Here is a 22,351-nt window from a genome sequence, read left to right on the forward strand (position 1 = left end):
AGCTACTTGCCCTCTGCATCCTTCATGATTTTCGCGGCCTGCTCCGACGCACCGGTGTTCCAGCCGGGTGTCTGACCGGTGAGCAAGCTGCCGGTGACGGGGGAAATGTTCGCGAAGGCCTGCGGGCCGACCGCTTCGATCACCTTGAAGTTCGTCTGGATCGTCTTGTTCGCTTTCTCGAACGACTGCATGCTGTAGTCCGCGTTGCGAATATGGTTGAAGGAGTTGTCGGCGAACGTATCTCCCCACGAGCGCTTGGTGATTTGTTCATCGGTCAGGTGCGGGTTGCCCGCCAGGTGCGTCCACATCTTCTTCAGCATGCCCTCGGCTTTGGCGTCCATCTCGTGATACCGACCGGCCGCCAAACCCAGCGTCTTGGCGATCGAGTTGCCTGCCTGCACCAGTGCTCGCACGCCCCAGGACCACCGTTCGGTGAACTCCTCGAACGTCTTCTGGACCGTGTGCTTGCCCGCCTCCATCGTCGACAGGGTCAGCAGCGAGAACCCGCGCCCCATGTTGCCGGTTTCACCGATGCCCATGCCCGACAGCTCACCGATGGTCGCTTGGATCCCTTTAGCGGCTTGCTGCAATACCGCAGGGTCGAGCTTTACCTGCTGCGTCACGATGCCCCCTCGATTCGGTTGTTACTCGGTTACTTCAGGCGGAAATGCCATGGGGGTCGACCCGATGATGTCGACCGCGACGCCCGTGGGCTGGTCTCTCGACTCGGCGTAGTCGAGGAGTCGCCAGCCCGACAGCGTGTGATATCGATACTCGCGCTCGGCCTCGATGCCGCCCTCGGTCAGGTAGCCGCGCGTCATCATGAATCGGGCGTACTCCTCGATGCTGGTGAATGCACACAGCCAATCGATGCCGCCCAGGTGTGAAATGGTGACGCGCTCCTCGTCGGTCACCGGCACGAACAGCGCCGCCTGGCGAAATGCGGCCTGCAAGGCTTCAGGCTGACCGAAACCGGCATAGAACGCGTGGATTTCACTGCGCAGAGTATCCCGGCCGTCGGTATCGGACATCCCCCGAACCTTCCCTGTGTGCACTGTCCGCTGAACGAGCTCATCAGAGTGTAAGCATGCCCGCCAGTGCACCGGATGCACCAGGTGTTTGCTATTGCACTCGCAGTTTCCGTGGTGCAGCCGGTCTGAGCTGGGACGCAATACGTGTTGACAGGATGTGGCAATTTTCGGGCATTGGCTGATGCCAATGGAACTGGGGGCACAGAGTCCCTTTTTCCGCTCAGGTCAACTGTGCTGCCAGCCGCTTCGCGTTCATGTAGGCGATCGCCTCGATCGAGATCATCGGGTTGACGCCGGAGGCGGTGGGGAAGCAGGAGCCGTCGGCGACGACGATATTGGCGACCTCCCAGGTGGCGCCGTCGGGATCGGTGGCCGAGAGCTGCGGCGAGCCGCCCATGCGGGCCGAGCCCATGATGTGCAGGGCGCCCATCGCGCACTGCCCCGGTCCGTAGCCCGCGTCGCGGCAGGAGGCGGCGAACTCGGCGTGCGAGCCGCGGCGGCCTGGTTCGTATGCCACGCCGGTTTGATGGCCGGAGAAGATGCGGCGTGCGCCAGCTGTCTCCAGAATGCTTGCGGCGCCTTCGATTCCGGTGTGCAGGTGGGCGGCGTCGTAGGCCGAGAGGCGGTAGTTGACGATCGGTTCGCCGGATTTGTCGACGGTGACGGTGCCCGAGTCGCGGTCGCGAGTGATGACGCCGATCGGGGTGGTGCGGGCGAAGTCGAGCAGCGTGCCGCGGTGCGCGTCCGCGCCGCGCCAGCCCATGAAGCCGATGGCCAGGCCGGGATGGACCGGACCCGTCTCGTAGATGACGCCGTAGCCGTTGCCGTCGAGATCCGCGTGCTGACGGCAGATGCGTCCCTGTAGCGCGCCCTCCCAGCCGCGCAGCTCCTCGTCGAAGACGCCGAACACCGCGGCGGCCGGATGCAGGCGCAGGTGGCGGCCGATGTTCTCGTTGCGCAGACCGGATCGGCGCAGCAGCGCGGGAGTCTGCACCGCGCCCGCCGCGACCACGACGGCGCGGGCTCGCACCTCGATCTGAGCCCCGGATTGGGTGATTGCCGAAACGCTTTCGGCACGACCATTTTTCACCTCGATGCGACGGACGTTCGCGTCGATGACCAGTCGAGCGCCTGCCGTGGCCGCATCGGCGAGCCAGGTCTTGGTAGCCGACTGCTTGGCGCCGAGACGGCAGCCGTAACCACAGCTGCCGCATTCGGTTCCGGCATCGCAAGCCTCGGAGACGTTGCGCGGCAACGCGTCTACTTCCCAGCCGAGTCCGTGCGCTCCGCGCTCCAGGACGGCGTCGCGGGCCGACAGCGGCGAGCGGGTGTCGGTGACGGCGAGTCTGCGGCTCACCGCGGCGAGGGCTTCGCCGAACTCAGCCTCGGCGAACTGTGTTGCACCCAGTTCGGCCCATTCCGCGCGGACGTCATCGGGGGTGGGCAGTGAGGTGCTCCAGTTGACCACGGTGCCGCCGCCCAGGCAGGCTCCGGCGACCAGGGTGATCTGTCCCTCGGATGAACTGGCGCCGGGGGCGTAGAGCTGTTCCAGGGCGGCGAGTTCGCCCGCGCCGAAATCCTTGTCGTCGTAGTAGTTTCCGCGTTCGAGCACGATCACGTCGAGACCGGCTTCGGCAAGCACGGCCGCCGCGGTGCCGCCGCCCGCGCCCGAGCCGACGATCACGACATCGCAGGTGAGCGTGGTGTTCTCGGCATGCCTTGTCGGTGCCAGTGTCGGCTGTGGTGCGGTGCTGAGCGGGCCGGTCGGTGCCGGGTAGCCGATCTCTTTCCATAGTGGGTTTGTGCCGGTGGGGCCGGGAGTCACGTTGTAGGACAACAGCGCCGCCTGCTTCAGCGCTTGGAAGATCGCGCGCACGGGCGCCAACCGTGAATCGCCGAGGCGCAGCAGCGCCCGCTCCCGCCCCGATTGTGACAGCGTGGAGAACCGGCGCGGGCCCGCACCGAGGAGCAACCCGGTGAGACGAGAATCCCACCACCCCAACAGCATTGCCAGCTGCTTGCGATCGGCCTCCCGCGGGCTGCGGCTCAACAACCGGAAGACGGTGTCGACCGCGCCGAGCTCGCTCGCCGGTGGCAAGGTCAATCCGTCGCCGGGAACGAAGGTATCGCAGATCATGCTCAGCGCTGCCCGCTGCGCGGCCGTAGGCTCCATGTGAAACTCCCCTTTTCCAGTGGCGGTCGAGTTAATCATGTCGACCCGACTCGGCGCACTGGTTGGGATGAAGATGCAGGTGGAGGCGTTGCGAGGGTGGAATGACAATTCACTTGCTGGGCCGGACTCGAGTCGATCCGAGATCGCGAGGACGGTGGTTGACGCAGAAAACCGAGGCGTGGGGCCGAAGGCGCCACGCCTCGGTCATCTCGGCTCGGTCAGCGGACGGAGCCTGCGGCGGAGGAGGCGTCGGCGCCGTAGTTGGTGAGCCGGCCGCCGGTGTTCACCCGGACGCCGTTGCGTTCGGCATAACCGGCGTAGGCCCTGCTGCCTTCGTAGAAGGTCCAGCCGCCAAGGGTTTTGCCGTTCACCGCGACCGCGCCACCGTTGGTGTTGTACAGCGACATGTGCACATGCGCGCCGCTGGCACTACCGCCACACGGTAGCTGGGTGCCGATCCTGCCGAGGTAGGTGCCTGCCGCGATCTGGGTACCGTCCTGGGCGTTGATCAGGTTCGTCATGTGGTAGTAGGTGGTGGTGTAGCCGTTGTCGTGCACGAGTTTGACTTCCGCGCTGTTGGCGCGCACACAGGTCTTGTAGACCCGGCCTGCGCGCGGGGCCAGTACCCGTCCGTCACCGCCGTTGAAGTCGATCGAGTTGAAGGGGCGGCTGTTACCGCTGTAGCCGTGCGGTCCGCCGCCCATGTACCAGCTGTCGCCCTGCCGCCAGGGCAACGCCATCCCGATGTTGATGCCTCGGGTCTGCGGCGCGGTGAAGGCCCTCTTTTCGCCACTGCTCACGACGGATTCGGGCGCGCGCTGGACCATGCTGCCGAACTCGGCGGTCCCTTCCAGCGCCACCTTCCATTTGTCGCCGCTGCGTTCGGCGACATACAACGAGGAGATCGGTGCCTCGTCGGCGTTTCCGACAGGGATCGTCGCGGCGCCGAAGGCCCAGTTGCCCTGCTCGCGCATGTGGTCGATCACCGGTGCCGGTGTACGCGCGCGATCGGACTTCTTCTGCTCGAGCACGGTGGCGGTGACTGCTTCGTCCAATCCCGGTGGTGCGGCGGTGACCTGGGCGGTGGTCAGCGGTAGGAACATCGCCATCGCGATGGTCAGTGTCAGAATTATGCTGCGGGTAAGCCGCCTGGTGGATCTGCGTTTGTTGAATTCCATTGTCTTGTAGGCTTTCTGGAGGGTGCTTCGTGCAGTGTGGGAATGATGTTGTGCCGACCTGCAATTCGCGTATTCGAGCTGCTTGTGTGGTCGTCGCGTAAGCCCTGTGCTCGGGCGAACATGCCCGGTCGGGGACATACCTCACTGTAAATCTCCGGTACGCGTTCGAAGCTCCCCAATGGAAGTGGGGAGTATTCCGAAACAGCTAGACTGCCTATAGGATTCGCGCACGTTTCAGTGACTGTGCTGCGGCGTGTAGCCATTCGTTTGTGTCTGTGGCCGCGCGCGTTTCGCGCTGAAGCGAAATTTCGCATGTTCCGGCACCGGTATGACGCCCAACCCGACAGGGGTGCTGTTACCGAACGAATGCACCAGCCTGACGACCAACGATCCGGACGCGTGGCACTGCGCTGCCGCCTGGCCACCGCTGGCCGGAGCTGACGCGCCCGGCATCACCCGCCGCGCTGCGGCCTGAGCGGTCGAGTCGGCGGACGCAGGACGCTCAGGGGGCGTGCCGCGATGTCGGCTGCGGGACGTGAGAGGTGCAGGGCGGTGTGGAAATACCCTGCTGTTTCCTTGCCTCGGGGTTCTGCTCCCAGCGCGGTTACCTCCTCGATGGCGTACTGCTGCTCTTCGGTGCTGGTGAAGCGGCGCTGGGGAAAGGTCGAAGCAGCTGTTTCGGTGATGAGTCCATGGCGAGCCAATCCGTCGGCGATCGGCTGGTAAGACCCGGTCCGCAGGACAAACGCGGCAACCCATGCCGGTGCGTCGGTGCCGGTGAGAATCGCTTGGAATGTGCGGGGCGATAGAAAACTGGCTCCGCCGGTGATGGTGATCAGGCGGGCGTGCCGCGCGGCGCGGCGAAAATCCTGGCTGGGTGGCGCGGTCTCGAGGTTTTCAGCAAAGCCCGCATCCAGCAGGCCTACGGCGGTGGCGTAGTCGATCGCGTTGCGGGCCGCATCGAGTCCGATGACCGGGATCGGGTCCGGGCGTCGATGGGCCGCGTAGAAGGCACGGTCGTATTCGATCAGCTGTGCGGTCGTCAGCGTGGCCACCGCAGGCGAGACGTAATGGGCGTACAGGTCGTTCAGTGTCAGGTCGTGGTTGAGCAGAGCGGCATTGATTCCGTATGAGCAGCAGATATCGAGCACCGTGATCGGTCCGGAGCTGCCGGTGGTCGCCGGGTAAGTATCGACCAGGCGGCGAAAAATCCGTTGGGCGTGCTGCGGGGTCTGGTAATCGAACTCGCCCAGTACTCGAAAGTAGGCTCGCGGGTCGGGCTGGTCGTAGATGTTGTCGAAGGGAGTCATGTTCTGCTGCGCGGAAGGGTGCGCCTCCGTGCGATGGTTCGCGGTCCCTGCTGTGGGTTGTCCGTCAGCCATCAGGTGCTCCCTGTCTCGCCAGCCCGCAAGTCTCTGCCGATGTACCGGACCACTATGCACCACAAGATCATTCGGATGGGGCTGGAACGAGTGGTCCGTGCCAGGCAAGAGACCCACGGACCGTCGACGCGGAGCGAGCTGAAGGAATCCGGATTGGGTAAGAATCGCCTGTGCCCGTGGAGCGCGCTGGCGCCAGGAGCGCGGCGTTGTCTGGAAAGATAGTGGTCGTGGGAGTGCAGCCGAAGGACTACTCGAACGTGCGAATTGTTGTGCGTCCGTTCGGTGAGATGATTAGAGCCCGGCCTGAAATGTACTTCGGGCGCTGCCGCCGTGAGAATCCCCGGTTGGCCGGCGCGGTGGTCGATGCGGTGGTGGCGGATACGCTATCGCTGCCGGATCAAGCGGCCCTGCAGGTTGACGTGGTCATCGAGTCGGACCACCGGTTCACCGTCACGGACAACGTTGTCAACGAGATGAGCAAGCTCGACGAGTACGGGTTGCCATTCAATCGATGGGCACTCGGCGCGTTGCTTGCGGTCAGCGCACGAACCTGGATCGAGATCCGAACCGCGGATCGACACTGGCTGCAGGAGTTTGCGGGGACAACGCCCGTCGAACCCCCACGCGAACAGCAGCCGACCGAGAGATTCGGCACTCGAATCACGTGCGAGCTCGACCACGACTATTTTCCTGCGACGACAGTGCTGCCCGCTGCCGCAGACCTGCTGCACGCACGGGACGACCGGGTGATCGTCATGGATCTGCGGGATCAGCGGCCCACCCACTGAACCTGGCCGTAGCCGATGGGCGAGGCGTTGTCATCGGCGATACATCCACTCGCGTAGTTCTTCCCGGCCAGAGCCGTAGCGGGCACGTCGGCGGATTCTTCGGTAGGAATGGAACAGCCTCGTGGTGAGCCCGCAGCGCTCGTCCTCGCTCCGTCGGACCTGTGCCTAACGCTGTTCATGTCCGCGAACAAGTTGGAGGAGTACCCAGTGGAACTACGGGATTCGCGCAACGCCACCGTGCTGTCGATCGGCTTGGCGCCCAGCGCCATCGACTACAGTCGCTACCCCGGTCTCGACGAAGCGACACTCACCGCCCGCATCGAGGCGGGCGAAAACGCGCTCCGCGCAGCGGGATTCGACCTCGTTTCGTGCCAGGTGCCCGCGGACCCCGACGCCGCCGAGGCGAAGCTGCGCGAGTGTGCCGCGGGTAGCTCGTTCCGGGTAGCCATGATCGGTGCGGGAGTACGCATGGCACCCGAGCACACCCTGCTGTTCGAGCGTCTGGTGAACGTGGTCACCGAGATCGTCCCTGGAATTCGGCTGTGCTTCAACACTTCTCCGGAAACCACGATCGATGCCCTGCGCCGCTGGGTCCAGCCCATCGAGAGCTGAGATCGGACGAGGTCGTCGCGGGCCGACCGCAGGACTTGCGTCTGCGGTGCCGGCGCCGCCCCTCCGGTCAGGAGTGGGACCTCTGGATCAATTCGGTGGCGCCGATGATCGCACGGGCGCAATGATGACGATATGAGACCCGCCGTCGGTGCCGCTCTGCTGCGATGCGACGAGTGCGGCGGATACGAGTACGGCGGCGCCCCCGACTGCCGTCGATGCCGGCACCTCGTCGACGACATCATCGAGGAGGAGTGGCATGACTTCTTCGATCAGTGGCAGGGCGAAGACGAACACGACGTCGCCCAGCTGATAGTCACCGAGCCCGACCGGCACGACTGGCGAATCATCGACGCCGCACTCGACCGTATCGTCTGCGACGAGTGCGGCAGCCGCCTGAGCCGCGGCCCGATGAACTGCTCCACCTGCAACCTCGCGCATGGATTCCGTTACGCCGCAATTGAAACCGACCGCCCAGGCGTCCCACCGCGCAACGAACACGCGATCCGCGTCAACGTCTCGGTAGTCCGCAGGCCGCAGATGACATCAGCACAAGAACTACTGGCCCGCCGCCTCTTCCTCCCCGCCCTCCTGGTCGGTTTCTTGCCCACCACCGCAGAAGCCCAGCGCATCAGCGCACTGATCAAGACGGACCCGACCCCACAACAAGCCTGCGGTTTGGTAGACGACTGGTTCCGCAATCAGCGGAAGTCGTGAATGCACGGCCGCCGTGTCCTCCTCACTCGGGAGAGTTGAGATCGACCCCAGACCACCAACCCGACCTCGGCACGTGTGCACGTTTCGCTTGCAGCCTCTGAGATGCGCGGCTGAACAAGCGATCAGGGGGAACTGAGGTAACTCGCCTCTCGGCCGATGCCATCCTCGATTCCCCCTGATCGACCGACCAACACAAAGTCAGTGCCGTGGGCGCGCGATCGCACGGTGCGGTGGCGGTATGACTGCGGTCGCCTGGTGTAGGTATCGAACGTCGGCAAGGGGCGCGTCATTTGGTGCGTGACTCGCGGGGGAATGCGAGTGAATTCGCCGAAAAGCCGAATGCAACGTCGCTGGATCTGGTACAACATCGCCGATGGTGGCTGCCAGCGGTGGGCTGGGTCGCAGGCGGATCTTGCCGGGTCGGCCGTGTCGATGGTTGTGGGTCGCGAGGTAGTGGACTCGGGCGGCGAGTCCGGTCCAGCCGCGGGCAGTGTTGATTGATTGTGCGTTAAGCTCTCGGAACTTGAGGTTGCTCCTCCGTTTACGGCTGTGTCTGCAAGAGGTTGATAGCGGGCGTCGGGGGAGTCGTTCGCATGCACAGCGGGCCGCGAAGGTGCTGTACGGGCCCTGAACTCAGCACTACCCGGTACCTCTAGGAGAACCCATTCGTGTCCGTATACCTCTATCGGTGGGGCAAATTCGCCTTCCGCCGCAAGTGGATCGTTCTGCCGGTGTGGCTGGTGCTGCTCGGTGCGCTCGGCACCGCCAGCGGAATGCTGAGTACATCGATGAGCGACGAGTTCAGCATGCCGTCGCTGCCGTCGGAACGCGCCACGCAGATCTTGGACAAGCAGTTCCCGGGCATGTCCGATCAGTTCAGCATCGACGCCGTCAGCGGTACCTACGTCATCAAGGCGCCCGACGGTACCAAGCTGACGGACAAGAAGAACAGTGCCGCCATCGATGGGCTGATTACCGAGTTGAAGGCGCTGTCGGTAGCGGACCATGAACTTGTCGCCGAGAAAGACGCTGCGGCGCTCAAGAATCCGGTCGCCGCGACCGAGGCGATGGGCTGCCTGAAAAGCGCCGACCCGGCCGTGTGCGCAGGCGCCCCACTCAATGTGCTGAGCGCGGACGCACCGGCCACTGTCGCTGTGCTGTCGGTGCAGTTCGACATCGCGTCGTCGATGGACATCACCGATGAAGAACGCAGCGCCGCTTACGATGTGGCGAACCCGGCCCGCGAGCAGGGCCTGATCGTCGAGCTCGGCGGAGCCATCGAGCAGCAGCAGGAGCAGCCCAGCGGCCAGGCCGAGATGATCGGCATGGGTGTGGCGCTGGTCGTCATGGTGATCGCCTTCGGCGCCATCGTGGCCGCGTTCGTGCCGATCATCACCGCGGTCGTCGGCCTGGGCGCCGCCATGTTGCTGATCTCGCTGAGCACCTCGCTCATCGAGGTCCCGAGCTTCACGACGTTCCTGGCATCGATGATCGGTATCGCGCTGAGCATCGACTACGCACTGTTCATCGTCTCGCGCTACAAGCACGAACTGCGGGTCTCGGCCAATCCCGAAGAGGCGGCGGGCATTTCGGTCGGCACCGCCGGGTCCGCGGTGGTGTTCGCCGGTCTCACGGTGATCGTCGCCCTGGGTGCGCTGAGTATCGTCGGGGTGAACTTCCTGACCTTCATGGGCCTGGGTGGCGCCATCGCAGCCTTGTTTGCCGTGCTCACCGCCATCACCCTGATGCCAGCGCTGCTCGGCGCCTTCGGCCGCTTCCTGTTCAAGCCGAAGCTCCCGCTGGTCGCCCGGCACGACCCGGAGGACGACACCTCCGTCACCAACGGCATGCGGGTGGGCCGGCTGATCGGTAGGCGGCCATGGATCGCGCTGACCATCGCCGTGGCCGCCTTGGCCGCACTGTCCATACCGGCGCTCGGGTTGCAGTTGGGTCTGCCGGGTGAGGACAGTTTCCCGCCCGAATCCACGGTCCGCCAGGCCTACGACATCCGGACGCAGGGCTTCGGCGAAGGCAGCAACGGCGTCCTGACCGTGGCCGCCGACCTGGAAAACGTGCCGGAAAGCGCGCGGGCAACCGCGGTCACCGCGCTGCGCGACCGGCTGGCCGAGTTCCCGGCGATGGATTACGTCACCACGCCGCAGTTCAGTGCGAACAAGCTCGGTGTAATGCTCAGCGGTGTCCCGAAATCCGGTCCGAACAATCAGGACACCAAGGATCTGGTGCGCGACGCCCGCGCTGCCGAAGGCGCACTGACCGAGCAGTACGGCATCGAGTACGGAATCACCGGCACTACCGCGATTTACGCCGATATGGACCACGTCCTGCTCGGCAAGATCGTCCCCTACCTGGCGATCGTGGCGGGTGCGGCCTTCGTACTGTTGATCCTGGTGTTCCGGTCCATCCTGGTTCCGCTCACCGCGGCCCTGGGTTTCCTGCTGTCGATGGCGGCCACCTTCGGTGCGACCGTATTGATCTTCCAGGAGGGAGCTTTCGGTCTGATCGCCGATCCGCAGCCGATCGTCAGCTTCCTGCCGATCATGTTGATCGGGTTGGTATTCGGGCTCGCGATGGACTACCAGGTGTTCCTGGTGACCCGCATGCGCGAGGAGTACGTACAGGGCCAGTCGCCGAGGTACGCCATGATCTCCGGCTACCATCACGGAGCCCGGGTGGTCACCTCGGCGGCGATCATCATGATCTCGGTATTCGGTTCGTTCCTGCTGGAATCCGACGCCACCGCCAAGTCCATGGGCTTCGCCTTGGCCTGCGGTGTCGCCATCGACGCCTTTGTGGTGCGCATGGTGCTGGTCCCGGCGCTGCTGGTGATCATGGGCAAGGCGTCCTGGTGGATGCCGCGGTGGCTCGACCGCCTGCTGCCGGACATCGATGTGGAGGGGGCGAAGCTGCGCGAACTGCGCTCCGCTCGCACCGAGCCCGAACCGGAACCCCGGCGCGAGTCGGTGTTCGGACCGATTGTCGCTGCGGACTCCGAGCAGGTGGAGTCGGTGCGGGTCGGGGAGGAGATCTGGGAACCTGCCGCCCCGGCCACCGCCGAACCGGAGCCGACCACAGCTGTGCATGAAGCGACGAACAATATTGGAGCGCAACGGATGTCGAGCATCGCGACCGAAAAGTTCGTCGCCTCGACAAGCCGCCGGACGATCGGCGGCTGCATTCGCCGTGACGATGGGCACCCGGTGCCGGACGCGGCCTTGACGCTGATCGACCAACGCGGACAACAGGTTTCGCGCAGTACCGGCGACAGCCACGGTAATTACCACATCGAACCGCCCACCCCGGGCAGCTACGTCCTGATCGTCTCGGCTAACGGGCATCAACCGGCCGCGGTGAACGTCACCGCCTCGGGCTGGGCTGCGCAGCACGTCGACGTCACGTTGCAAGGGGCCGGCGAGTTGTCGGGTGTGGTGCGCACCGCCGCGCGCGAGCCGGTGTCGGATGCCACGGTCACCGTGACCGACCTGGCCGGCGAGGTGGTCGGATGTGCCAAGACAGCCGCGGACGGCGCTTACGCCTGTAAGGGCGTGCTGGCGGGAACCTACACGCTGGTGGCGGTGGCCGCCCGGATGCGGCCCACCGCAACGACATTGACCGTGCCGGACAGTGGCCGGTTGCGCTTCGACGTCGAGTTGGCGCCGATGGCGATGCTGTGGGGAACGGTGCGGGCCGGCGACCGGGCGGTGTGCGACGCCCGGGTCACCGTGCTCGACTGGTCCGGTACGGCCGTCGGCACCGCCCATACCGACGAGAACGGCCGGTACGCGGTGACCGACCTGCCCGAGGGTGAATACACCGTGCTGACTCGGGGTTATCCGCTGGTGACCGGCCGGGTGACCATCACCGGCAGCCGAGTCGACCACGATGTCCGGCTGGGTTTCGACGTCGACGAGTACGTGAATCAGCTGTGACCCCGGCACTTTTCGCGCAGGACGCCGGATTGCGTACCCCGCAGGCCGGTACCGTGCCGGCCGGCGGACATCAGGCTGGTTGAGGTCAGGAGCCTACGTCCCGCTACGACAAGATCTCGACGTATCCGTCCGTGCCGTTCACGCGGATGCGCTGCCCGTCGCGGATCAGCTCGGTGGCATGCTCCACGCCGACGACGGCGGGCAGGCCGTACTCGCGGGCGATCACCGCGCCGTGCGTCATCAGTCCGCCGACTTCGGTCACCAGCCCTTTGATGGCGACGAACAGCGGGGTCCAACTCGGATCGGTGTAGGCGGTGACCAGGATGTCGCCCGCTGCGAGATCGGCCTGCGCGATGTCGGTCAGGACGCGGGCGCGTCCCTCGATCGTCCCGGCGGACACCGCCATACCGGGCAGGGCACCTGATGGCAGGTCCGCGCGCCGATACGCGCCGGTGAGGGCCGCACCGTCGGAGGTCAGCACGCGTGGCGGCGTGAGCGCCTGAAACGCGCGGAACTCGTCTTTGCGCTGGTCGATGAGTTCAGCACTCGCGCGCTGGCTGCTTACCACCTCGCGGAGCTCATCGAATCTCAGGTAGAAGATGTCATCGGGCGCACGAAGAACACCGGCCGCCACCAGACGTTCGGCCTCACGCAATAGGGCCTGCTTGTAGACGAAGTAGCGGCTGATCATGCCGTACTTCGGATACTCTCGATACCCGGAGAACGTCCGGACGCGGTCGATCATCCGCTCGGTCTCTGCCGCCTTCTGCGCGCCATCCGGCAAGGCGCGCAGGCGTTTCAGGAGTTGCTCCTTCTTCTGCGCGGCGTCGCGCAATCCCTTCTCGAAGCGTTGCCTGCCCGCACCGGGCCCGAAGTTCTTGATATTGCCGAGAATCGTCGGCACGAGGGTGACGGGGCTTTCGCGCCACCGCGGTCTGGTGATGTCGATCTCGCCGGCACAACGCATGCCGTACCTGTCGAGAAAGTTCTCGATCGCGGCTCGTGTCTCGCGGCCGCCGGGGTATTCGGCCAGCTCGTCGAGGAAGCCGTCCTGCGCGTGCTGCAGGTAGGCCACCACTTCGGGATGCGGGCGGATGACATCGGCGACGTCCAGCAGTGCCAGGCCCATCTCCGATGTCACGTTTCCGGGAACCGACTGGGTGAGCGCGTCGGCGGCGTTCTTCTCGCCCAGCCATTCTCGCAGCCGGTCGTTGAGCCATTCTGAGGCATCCATCGCGGCGGTGATCACCTGTAAACCGCGCGGTGTGAACAGGACTCGGCGCAGCTCCTGGATATCGGCGTGGATGAAGTCGAGCAGCGCCGGTCCGGACTGGGTCCGGATATCCTGTTTCAGAGCGGTGAGGGAGGCTTCACTGTCCGCGATCAGCTCGGTGACGATGTCGGGATCGGTCTCGATGGCCGAGGGTGCGGCCTGGGGCGCCGGTGCTTGGGCCGAATCTTCTTCCGGCACTTGGCGAACGAAGTCATGGTCGATCACGGCTTGCAGCGCGTCTGCGATCAGTGGATCGGACTCGCCGAGTGCCGCGACCAAGCCGGCGCTGGTTGTCGGGGACGACAGCGCTGTGGTGACATCCACGAACAACCGGCCGCCGGCGTCGCGCATGGGCGCCCGGCTGGTGAGCTGCCACAGTGAAATGCCAAGGGGCTTCATCGCATCGGTCATCATCTGCTGGTGGCCGACCGATACGTAGACGCGATTCTCTTCGTCCGCGGCCACCGGAATCGGGAACAGTGTGGTGATCGGCCTGCTCTGCACGATGCGGATATCCGCGCCGTCCAGACACCATTCGATGTCCTGCGGGCTGCCGAAATGTGCTTCGATGCGGCGGCCCAGCTGTGCGAGCCGCAGCACTTCGGCATCGGAGAGCACCGGTTCGTTGCGCTGTTCCTCGGTGATCTCCCGCACCTGTGTTCCGCCTGTCGGAGCAGGCTCGACAGCGAGTTTCTTGGTGGCGATCGTGCTGCTGCTGATGGTGTTGTTGCGAACCTGATAGACGTCGGCGTTGACGAGGCCGGACACGAGGGCCTCGCCCAGGCCGAAGCCCGCATCGATGGAGACGACGGTCCGGTCGGAGGTGAGTGGGTCGGCGGTGACCAGGATGCCCGCGGCGCGCGGGAACACCATCCGTTGCACGACCACCGCCATGCGAATTGCTCTGTCGCCGAGACCGTTTCGTAGACGGTAAGTGACTGCCCGCTCGGTGAACAGCGAGCCCCAGCAGCGGCTGACATGTTCGAGGATCGCAGCGGATCCCACGATATTGAGATAGGTGTCCTGCTGGCCCGCGAAGGACGCGGTGGGCAGATCCTCGGCCGTCGCGCTGGAACGGACGGCGTAGGCGCCTTCCGCACCGAGCCGGGTGTGTGCGCCGATGATCTCTGCCGCGACATCCTCGGGAACGGTGAGTTCTTCGATCGCGCATCGGATCTGCGCGCTCAGTACGCGGATCGCTTCCTGATCGTGCGGTTCGAGGCGCGACAGCTCATCTATCCGGTCCGCGATCGACGGGGCGCCCGCCACGGTCCGCGCGAAGGCGTCCGTGGACACGCAGAAGCCGTCCGGCACCTCGACGCCGTCGATCCGCGTGAGCTCACCGAGGTTCGCACCCTTGCCGCCGACGATCGCGGTCTGTGTCCGGTCGATCTCCCCGAAGCCGAGCACGTAGGCCATTCCGCTACTCCTCACCTGGTGGTTTCGCATATCGCGAGCGATTATGGACTACAAATCGGCGTCTCATGAGGACCCGGGATCGTGTATAAAATAGAAGGGGGAAGGGATCATGCCGCCGGTCGCGGCGGTACCTCCTGCGTCAGCCTGATCTGTCGTGGAGGCCCAGGTGCGTAGTAGGCGCCGTCCAGGCAAATCTCTTGATGACGCAGTTATCGCTGCGCGGCTGTGGTTTTCATGGATACGGCCTTCTCCTTGCGGACCCCTCACGTGGTGGAATTTAAGCTCAGCTTCACTCCATCAATCGCCGAGCTAATTATCCCGCCTCGATTGGAATTCGGCACTGCATGACACTGTAGAAACTGTTACGTTCGTTACCCAAGGAAAGGAGTATGGGTGACTCGCAACACTACGGTGCGTGAACAGGGCCGCCGGTATGCGCCGCGCCGGAATCGTAGGATCGGAAACGTCATTGCCGCGGTCTTACTCGCCGGCTTCGCGATGAACACAACGAGTCCGGCCGCGGTCGCCGCGCCGAATCATTGTGAAACGAACGCTTGGGAATCGATAACCTCCACCATCCCGGAGGCGCGGCTCACCGATTCGATGCGACAGCAGATCCGCAAGGGACCCGATGTCGGGGGATCGTGGGATCTGAGCTCGACCGACGGGTTCGTCATCTGGGCGATGGCGCCCCGGTTGGGCGGGCCGTCGCTGCTGCCGAAGGAAGTCGCCGACGGCGCGCTGCCGCTGGCGAAATATGGCTTCGCCACCAGGTATTCGAACACACCCGTCGGTCCCTACAACGAGATCACCGGGATGCTCTCCTACGCCCGCCTGCGCAACCCCGGCATGTTCGCGCACTCGCCGTTCATGGTGGTGGACAGCCCGGAGACCGCGAAGAACGGACGCAACAACTGGGGCTTCCCGAAGTCGCTGGCCGACTTCGTCGGCACCCCGCGCATCGGGGAAACGCTCACCGCCAGTGGTGAAGGCTGGTCGGTGTCGGTGTCCTCGAAGCCCCTGCTCTTCGATATCCATATGACCCTCCCCGAATTCCTCGGTTATATCCAGATGCCGGAGCAGATATCGTTCGAACAGCCCTCGCCCGCATGCGGCACGAAGAAGATGCGCAGTCTGCGTCTCGGTGGGATGTCGGGATCGGTGCAAGTTGCCCTGATCACCGTGAAAACAGAAGGCAGTGACGAACTACGTGCGTTGCTGCCGAGCGGTGTATATCCGGGCGGATACATCACTTTCGATCATCTGGGTTTCGACAAGCCCGGTATGAACTAGCACATTCCGCAGGACTGATCGGGCGGCAGCGGTGCGTCGCCTGATCAGTCGTGCCCGAGTGACGTCTCAGGAGAGGCTCGAATCTCGATGCATCGATCATCGTTGACCCGCCGCACCCTGCTGACCCGTGGGGCGGCGATTGCTGCCGCGACATGGAGTGCCCCACTACTGCTTCCGGCGCGGGCGCGGGCACAGCCTCGAACACACCACGACGCGATCGTCATCGGTAGCGGCTTCGGCGGGGCCATCGCGGCGTATCGGCTGGCGACGGCAGGCATCGATGTCCTCACCCTCGAGCGCGGCCGCGCCTGGTGCCAGAGCGACGACGCGATCGTCTTCGACTCCGCCTTGGACTACCGCGACCCCCGCTGGTTGTGGGAACCGAAGGTGACCAGAACATCAGGGCTGATGCAGCCCTACCTCGCGGGCTCGGTCGGGATCGCGACCACGGCATGTGTCGGCGGCGGGTCCATCATCTACGCGGGCGCCACGGTGCCGCCGGTCCGCCGGTATTTCGAGAAGATCTTTCCGGCGGCACTGAGCTACGACGAACTCGAAACGGTGTACTGGCCGCGGGCTCTCGCGCGTTTGGACGCGACGCAGGCACCCGCCGACCTTCTCGGCAGCGCACCCTTCGCGCACGTCCGGTCGGCCGACGCGCAGCTGACGCGCGCGGGAATGGTGACCGAGCCGGTGCGGTCCACGTTCGACTGGGACATCGTGCGACAGGTATTCGATCGCCCGGGTGGGTCGCGGACCGTCGACACGGCGGGGTGCTCCTGGAACAGGAACTCCGCGAAGAAATCCGTGACCCGAAATTACCTCCGCTGGGCCGCCGATCGCCCCAGCTGGAGTCTGCTGCCGCTGCGGGACGTGCAGAACATCGCGCACGAGAACGGCAAATTCGTCGTCGATGTGGCGGTGATCGACGAGGCCGGCGGCAGCGAAACCTACACCTGTAACCATCTATTCGTCGCTGCCGGTTCCATCGGAACTACACGTCTGCTGCTCCGGGCCCGGGCCCGCGGCGGACTGCCCGACCTCAACGAGCACCTCGGCACGATGGTCGGCGACAACGGCGACCAAGTGACCTGGCGCGTCGCCGACGAGTTGGCCGCCGCAGGCCCGCAAGCGAGCGCGATCGTCACCTCGGCCCTGGTCGACGACGAACCCGACCACCCGCCGATCCGCGTCGAGTCGATCGGTCTCCCCGGACCTCCCGGCGAAGCGCCGATTCTCGCCCAGTTGTCGACCACCGCGGACTGGGAGAACCGAGCCTCCTGGACCATGCAAGGCTCCGAACCGACACTGTCGTTCGCACCGGACAGTTGGCGCGATTCCCTGTCCGCCGCGCTCCGCGTGCACGAGCGGGTCGGCGTGTCCGCCAGCGCACTGTCCCGTGCGGGCGGAGCCCCTTTCGTCCCCGGAATGTCGCTCACCGCGCACCCGCTCGGCGGCGTGCCGATCGGCCGAGCAACGGATATCGACGGACGCGTAATCGGCTACCCGAACCTGTACGTCATCGACGGCTCACTGATCCCGGGCAACTGCGCCGCCGCCAATCCGTCACTCACGATCGCCGGAATCGCGGAACGAGTGATGGATCGAGTGATCGCCGACGTCGTCCGGTAGCGTCTCGCAGTTCCCAGCGCCGCTGCCGAGGTCGGGACGTCCGCCGAGTTCGTCGGAACGCCTCTGCCGCAGTCTCTTTCATCGTCCTTCCTCGATGGTGTACCGGAAATGGCGGCGGACGATCGTGACGGTCGACTCCGAATCGGGTGACGGGGGCTCCGGGTGAGCGATCGGGGTGGCGGTGATGGTCAGCTGGGCTGGATCGACCGGATGCCTCTGTGCCAGCGCGATAATCAACTCGTCCCTCGCGGAAGGGCCGCCGTAGCTGCGAAGTCCGTCGCCGCCGATCAGTACGAGGCTGTGCTGGTCCGCGTCGAGTAGGCCGAAGGCGATGTCGACCGGGTCGGCGAGGGTGAAGACCTGGATTGCGCGGGGGTCGTGCAGGGCGAGGGTGGCGAACCAGTGTTCGGACAGGGTGGGTACTGGTTCGGTGGTCGGCGTGGTTGCGAGGAGCGTGCGAAGGGTGTCCAGGCGTTCGGCGGACAACCCCTCGCAGGTGGCGAATTGGGAGTCGGTGATGCTGCGGTAGCTGTCCGGGCCTGCGTGCTCGCCGCGCAGGCGCAGGAACGCGCAGTGCACTGCGGATCGGCCGACGAGCACGCCGTCGGTTTTGCTGAACCGCACCGAGAGTTCGATCCCCGGGCGCAGCCACAGCGGGGCGACCAGGGTGCCGCCTTCGCGGAGCTGGTCGAGCCAGCGTGGTGACAGGTCGAAAACGCCTACGGTGGCGATGATTCGGTCGAACGGGGCCGCGGCGGGCAGCCCGTCCCACCCGTCGCCGACGTGCACGTCGACCGGTAAGCCGAGCTCTCGCAGACGCGTCTCGGCCGCGGCGGCGAGGGACGGATCGATCTCGACGCTGAATACCCGGCCGTCGGCGCCGACGAGGTGTTGCAACAGTGCGGCGTTATAGCCACTGGCCGTGCCGATCTCGAGTATCCGATCGCCCGGTTCGGCGGCCAGTTGCTCGAGCATGGCAGCCACCATCGTCGGCTGGCTGGCGGTGCTGAGGGGAAACCCGTCGTCGCCGACGGCCAAGGTCACCGGCTTGTCCGCGTAAGCGAGCTCGACGGGGATCTCTGCGGGCAGGAAATCCTCGCGCGGTACCGCGGACAGTGCGGCGCCGATAGCGTCGGGCAGCCCGGCGACGGTCCGTTGTAACTCGGCAACCATGCCCGCACGCGCAGCCGCGGACGACCTCTCTCGGTTCATGCCACAACCCCTTTCCATGCTTGCCGCAACGGTCTTCGGTGAGGTCACGGTAGCCGCCACGACACCGTCTCACCACGCTCACGCTCCGAACCCAGCGCTCGTCTCGCAAGGGTCCCCGGTCGATATCTCACCGTACCTGCCGAAACCGCGAAATATGCTGCACTGTAGCCGTTTGCATATCCGTTCGAGGAAAGCTGCACCGGACAGCACTCAACGCAGCACAGTACACAAGTTCCACTTGGAATTTTGCAAAGAACAACTCGCCAACATGAATGTTTGCCGTAGGTTATCCCTTGGTAGACAACCACTTTCGACCATTGCCCACAAGATCTATCCCCAGTACGATGAAGCTGCCGACCAGCCTGGAGCTCCGGCACGGGGAGTAATCGAAGTATGTTCGAGCTCTGCGCTTTTGGGGATTCGCACTGCGCCGGTCGGCTCGCTCGATACCAGAAGGGAGGGTCGCAATCATGGAAAAGATGCTGTGGGAGAAGCCGCGTGTGCGGGAACTGCCGGTCGCCGAACTCGAAAGTATGGCGGAACTGGACGTTGCCTTTGCCGTGATCACGCTGTGCACGGACTTCAACTGAGGCGTGTCGCCAAGCGTGCCCTGGCGAGCTGAATTCTGTGATCGGGCCCGGCCGATTCAGGCCGGGTCCATCACGTGCCTGCACGATTCACAACCGGCATCGGGGGAGTTGTTGAGCATTTCTTCGGGCGAGAACCCAACCAAATACGTAGTGCGCTCCCCGTATATCACCGTGTACCTGTCGGATTCCGACATGATCGCGGTGGCAGGCACCAGCGGCAGGCGGCACCGGTTGAGCGAAGCGGCACGGCAGGTCCTGCTCGCGGCCGGCGTGCCCGCCACTCCGGACAAGCTGGCCGAAACGGGTGGAACAAGCCTGGACGTGGTGCTGGCCCTTATCGCCGCGGAACTGTTGATCGACCCGGACCGGCTGCCGGATCGCTCATGGTGGGACCCGCACGAGCTGGTGATCCAACGGATGCGCAGCGCGGGCCGCAAACGGCCGACGCTGCAGGCCGAGGAAATGCCGTCACCGCGCAAACCACTGCGGGACGAGGTTGTGACGCTGCCGCAGACCGCCCTCGACACCGATCCCGCATTCTTCGCAGACGTGCTGTCGCACCGTCGTTCGTGCCGCCGATTCGCCGACCACCCCCTCGACCTGGCGACCCTGGGAGCCTTCCTGCGCAGGTCGCTGTCGGTGCAGCACAGCGCGGAATCGTATGACAGCGGGGTCAACTGGCGACCGACCCCGTCCGGCGGCGGCAGGCATCCATTGGAGGTCTACCTCTGGCCGGTCCGGGTCACCGATCTCGCACCGGCCATCTATCGATACGACCCCTTCGAATCGGTGTTGTGCAGGCACAGCGACGTCGACGAATGGTTCGCCCGAATGCCCGAACAGCTTCGGCAGCAAAGCGACCTGCTCGAAGGCGATCCCGCAGTGGTACTCCTGGTGACTGCGGTGGCCGGTCGGACCATGTGGAAATACGAAAACAACGGGCTCAGCATCATTTACCAGGATCTCGGCGCGCTCTATCAAACGTGGTATCTGGTCGCGACGGCGCTCGGCCTCGGTGGTTGCGTACTCAACGGCGGCAACGAGTTCGTCAACGCGCGCATGCTCGGCTTGGACCCGCTGATCGAGTGCCATGTCGGCGGGTTCCTGCTCGGCACCCCACGCGACGACCGCTACCAGGACCCGCTGTCCGAGCTGCTGACCACCCGGGACCAGCCGTGACCGCCCACCGCTACGGCCGCCTCGCGGCACGCTGGTTGGCCGGTCCGCGCATCCGCGCCGTCAGCAGCCAGGAAGCCGGCCGAGCGTTGCGCAGGCAATGGGACGCCGGCGCGGTTCGCGAACATCGCGACGCCCTACTGGCCGAGGTGGTGGCTGCCGCACGGCACACGGCCTACTATCCGCGCGCCTTCGGCGACGCCGCGCTGGCCGAACTCACCCACGCGCACGAGTTGCCCCGGCTCGCCGTGCTGCCCCGAAACACGCTGCGCGCGAACGCCGCCCACCTCGTCAATACGGCGATACCCGCGCAGGACGTCGATGTCACGTTCACCTCCGGCACCAACGGCGCGGCCAGCCATGTGGTTCGCCCCCGCACATCGCTGCATCGTCGCGCGATCTGCGAGCGCCGCTGGTACCACGAGCTCGGCCTGCCGTGGGTATTCGAATTGACCTGCGCGACACCATGGGCGGGACAAGGGCGCGACAACACCACGGTGCGCGACCCCCGAGTCGGCTACCGCGAAGAAGGCCTCGATGCTGTGCTCGACCGGCTCGACAGCGGCCGTTCAGCGGGGGAGTTGCTCCTCGTCAGCCCGGACATGCTGCCGACAGTGGCGAAACGCGTGACCAATTGGGGCGACATCACTGCGGTGGCATCGACTTTCGAAGTGCTGCGACCAGAACACGCGCGCGACTGGCCATCCGGGGCGCCGCCGCTGGTCGAGATGTACTGTGCCGCCGAAATCTGCGTGCCGCTGGCTTTCTCGTTCCCTGGGTGCCGCGGAATGCACGTCAACGCGGACCACCTGTATGTAGAAATCGTCGACGACGACGGGGCGCCGCAGGACTACCACCAGGCCGGGCATCTGGTGGTCACCGATCTGGTCAACACCGCAATGCCGTTGCTGCGCTACCGGATCGGCGACGCCGGAATACTGCGGCCACCGTCGGCGTGCGGCTGCGGGCGGATGCTGCCGCTGGTGGAAGTTCTCGGCCGCCTGCCGGATAGTAAACACGCCATCGGAGGAGTACCGGCCGGGCAACTCCTGGATGCGGTCGCGACGGTCACCGAGCACGGGTTCGTGCTCGAACAGCGCGACGAGACAACAACTGTGGTGCATCTGGACCCGCACGATCAGGCGGAACGCGCGGTGAAGGCGGTGCGGTCCGAACTCCCCGAGCTGGCAGTACACACCCAATATTTGGCTGGGTCGCTCGCTCACCTGGCACGCCCGGGCGGTCGCTTACTCGCGGTGGCACCGCGACATCCTTACCGCGCCGACACGACGGCCTCGATGCCGCCCCGCATCCACGCCTTGCACGAACCACCGGAATCGGCTGTCGCCGTCGCCCGTTCGGCGCGCAGCATCGCCCGGCGACTGCTGCGCGACCGCTATCAAGCAACGGCGACCACCACCGACATCCCGATCCTGGATGCTTCCCGCAGCATGTATCCGCTGTTCGACACCGCCACCCGAGTCACCGTCGCCTGGGGCAAGCCGGACCCGGCGACCGCGGTCGGCACCATCGCGCTGGTGGAGCTTCCGCAGGACATTCTCGCCGCGCACCGGGTCGCCGACTGGCGTATCCGCGATGGCACCCCTGAAATACTGCAGTGCGCGGACAATTACGATCGGCACAACCCTTTCTCCGCGTTCTGGGTGCCGCTGGACTCCGTACTCGGCACCGTGACCGCGGCAACGACCACGTACCGCGCCGGCCCGACCACCGTGGCCCTCACCGGCGGCCTCACCCAACGGACCGGTCGAATCGTCGCCGCTGCAGACCGCTGGCTGATTTCGTCCCAGCAACGGCGTAGGCCGCTGCCTGTCGTACTCACCGCCACGATCGCCCAGCGACTCATTTTCCGCGCCACGAACCTCCTACTCCGGTTGCGCGGCAAGGTATCTCATCGACTCCGAAAGTGA

At 65.4% G+C, this 22,351-nt stretch carries 15 protein-coding genes; 8 read left to right on the forward strand and 7 right to left on the reverse strand.

Going from position 1 to position 22,351, the window contains the following annotated elements:
• Positions 1–2: 2 nt before the first annotated feature.
• From NN4_RS02345 to NN4_RS02365, 5 genes are all read right to left on the reverse strand, one after another.
• Positions 3–623, reverse strand: a complete 621-nt coding sequence (locus NN4_RS02345; RefSeq protein WP_147128272.1) for a type VII secretion target — start codon at positions 621–623, stop codon at positions 3–5.
• A gap of 21 nt (positions 624–644) precedes the next feature.
• Complete coding sequence (locus NN4_RS02350) at positions 645–1,031, reverse strand: SseB family protein (RefSeq protein WP_147128273.1); 387 nt, start codon at positions 1,029–1,031, stop codon at positions 645–647.
• 220 nt (positions 1,032–1,251) lie between these two features.
• The gene (locus NN4_RS02355; protein ID WP_147128274.1) at positions 1,252–3,204 is read right to left on the reverse strand and encodes a GMC family oxidoreductase; all 1,953 of its coding nucleotides are present in this window, start codon (positions 3,202–3,204) and stop codon (positions 1,252–1,254) included.
• 218 nt (positions 3,205–3,422) lie between these two features.
• Positions 3,423–4,382: a M23 family metallopeptidase gene (locus tag NN4_RS02360; RefSeq protein ID WP_186818221.1), complete on the reverse strand. Its 960-nt coding sequence runs from the start codon at positions 4,380–4,382 to the stop codon at positions 3,423–3,425.
• 452 nt (positions 4,383–4,834) lie between these two features.
• On the reverse strand, positions 4,835–5,764 hold the full coding sequence (locus NN4_RS02365) for a hypothetical protein (protein WP_222594946.1): 930 nt from the start codon (positions 5,762–5,764) through the stop codon (positions 4,835–4,837).
• 227 nt (positions 5,765–5,991) lie between these two features.
• On the opposite strand from NN4_RS02365, the gene NN4_RS02370 reads away from it, so the two are divergent.
• The 4 genes from NN4_RS02370 to NN4_RS02385 all read left to right on the forward strand — a co-directional run bounded on the left by NN4_RS02370 (position 5,992) and on the right by NN4_RS02385 (position 11,825).
• Entirely contained in the window at positions 5,992–6,552 is a 561-nt protein-coding gene (locus NN4_RS02370) for a hypothetical protein (protein ID WP_147128276.1), read from the forward strand.
• A 207-nt stretch (positions 6,553–6,759) separates the two neighbouring features.
• Positions 6,760–7,164 carry a hypothetical protein gene (locus NN4_RS02375; protein ID WP_222594947.1) on the forward strand — a complete coding sequence of 135 codons (405 nt, stop codon included), beginning with the start codon at positions 6,760–6,762 and terminating at the stop codon, positions 7,162–7,164.
• Between the two features lie 132 nt (positions 7,165–7,296).
• A complete protein-coding gene (locus tag NN4_RS02380; RefSeq protein ID WP_147128278.1) occupies positions 7,297–7,878 on the forward strand; it encodes a hypothetical protein in 582 nt (193 codons plus the stop codon).
• 668 nt (positions 7,879–8,546) lie between these two features.
• On the forward strand, positions 8,547–11,825 hold the full coding sequence (locus tag NN4_RS02385) for an MMPL family transporter (RefSeq protein WP_147128279.1): 3,279 nt from the start codon (positions 8,547–8,549) through the stop codon (positions 11,823–11,825).
• Between the two features lie 103 nt (positions 11,826–11,928).
• On the opposite strand, the gene rph is transcribed toward NN4_RS02385, so the two are convergent.
• Positions 11,929–14,517, reverse strand: coding sequence for a rifamycin-inactivating phosphotransferase (gene rph / locus NN4_RS02390; protein ID WP_147128280.1), 2,589 nt, complete (start codon positions 14,515–14,517; stop codon positions 11,929–11,931).
• A 393-nt stretch (positions 14,518–14,910) separates the two neighbouring features.
• On the opposite strand from rph, the gene NN4_RS02395 reads away from it, so the two are divergent.
• Positions 14,911–15,810: an acetoacetate decarboxylase family protein gene (locus tag NN4_RS02395; protein ID WP_135231527.1), complete on the forward strand. Its 900-nt coding sequence runs from the start codon at positions 14,911–14,913 to the stop codon at positions 15,808–15,810.
• 87 nt (positions 15,811–15,897) lie between these two features.
• The gene (locus NN4_RS02400) at positions 15,898–17,442 is read left to right on the forward strand and encodes a GMC oxidoreductase (protein WP_147128281.1); all 1,545 of its coding nucleotides are present in this window, start codon (positions 15,898–15,900) and stop codon (positions 17,440–17,442) included.
• A 78-nt stretch (positions 17,443–17,520) separates the two neighbouring features.
• On the opposite strand, the gene NN4_RS02405 is transcribed toward NN4_RS02400, so the two are convergent.
• Positions 17,521–18,654, reverse strand: a complete 1,134-nt coding sequence (locus NN4_RS02405) for a protein-L-isoaspartate O-methyltransferase family protein (RefSeq protein WP_186818223.1) — start codon at positions 18,652–18,654, stop codon at positions 17,521–17,523.
• Between the two features lie 740 nt (positions 18,655–19,394).
• On the opposite strand from NN4_RS02405, the gene NN4_RS02410 reads away from it, so the two are divergent.
• Together NN4_RS02410 and NN4_RS02415 are read left to right on the forward strand one after the other, a co-directional pair.
• On the forward strand, positions 19,395–20,423 hold the full coding sequence (locus NN4_RS02410) for a SagB family peptide dehydrogenase (RefSeq protein ID WP_147128283.1): 1,029 nt from the start codon (positions 19,395–19,397) through the stop codon (positions 20,421–20,423).
• Positions 20,420–22,351, forward strand: coding sequence for a phenylacetate--CoA ligase family protein (locus NN4_RS02415; protein ID WP_147128284.1), 1,932 nt, complete (start codon positions 20,420–20,422; stop codon positions 22,349–22,351). The genes NN4_RS02410 and NN4_RS02415 overlap by 4 nt, the downstream gene beginning before the upstream one ends.

The organism is Nocardia ninae NBRC 108245, from assembly GCF_007990755.1.
Classification (GTDB): Bacteria; Actinomycetota; Actinomycetes; order Mycobacteriales; family Mycobacteriaceae; genus Nocardia; species Nocardia ninae.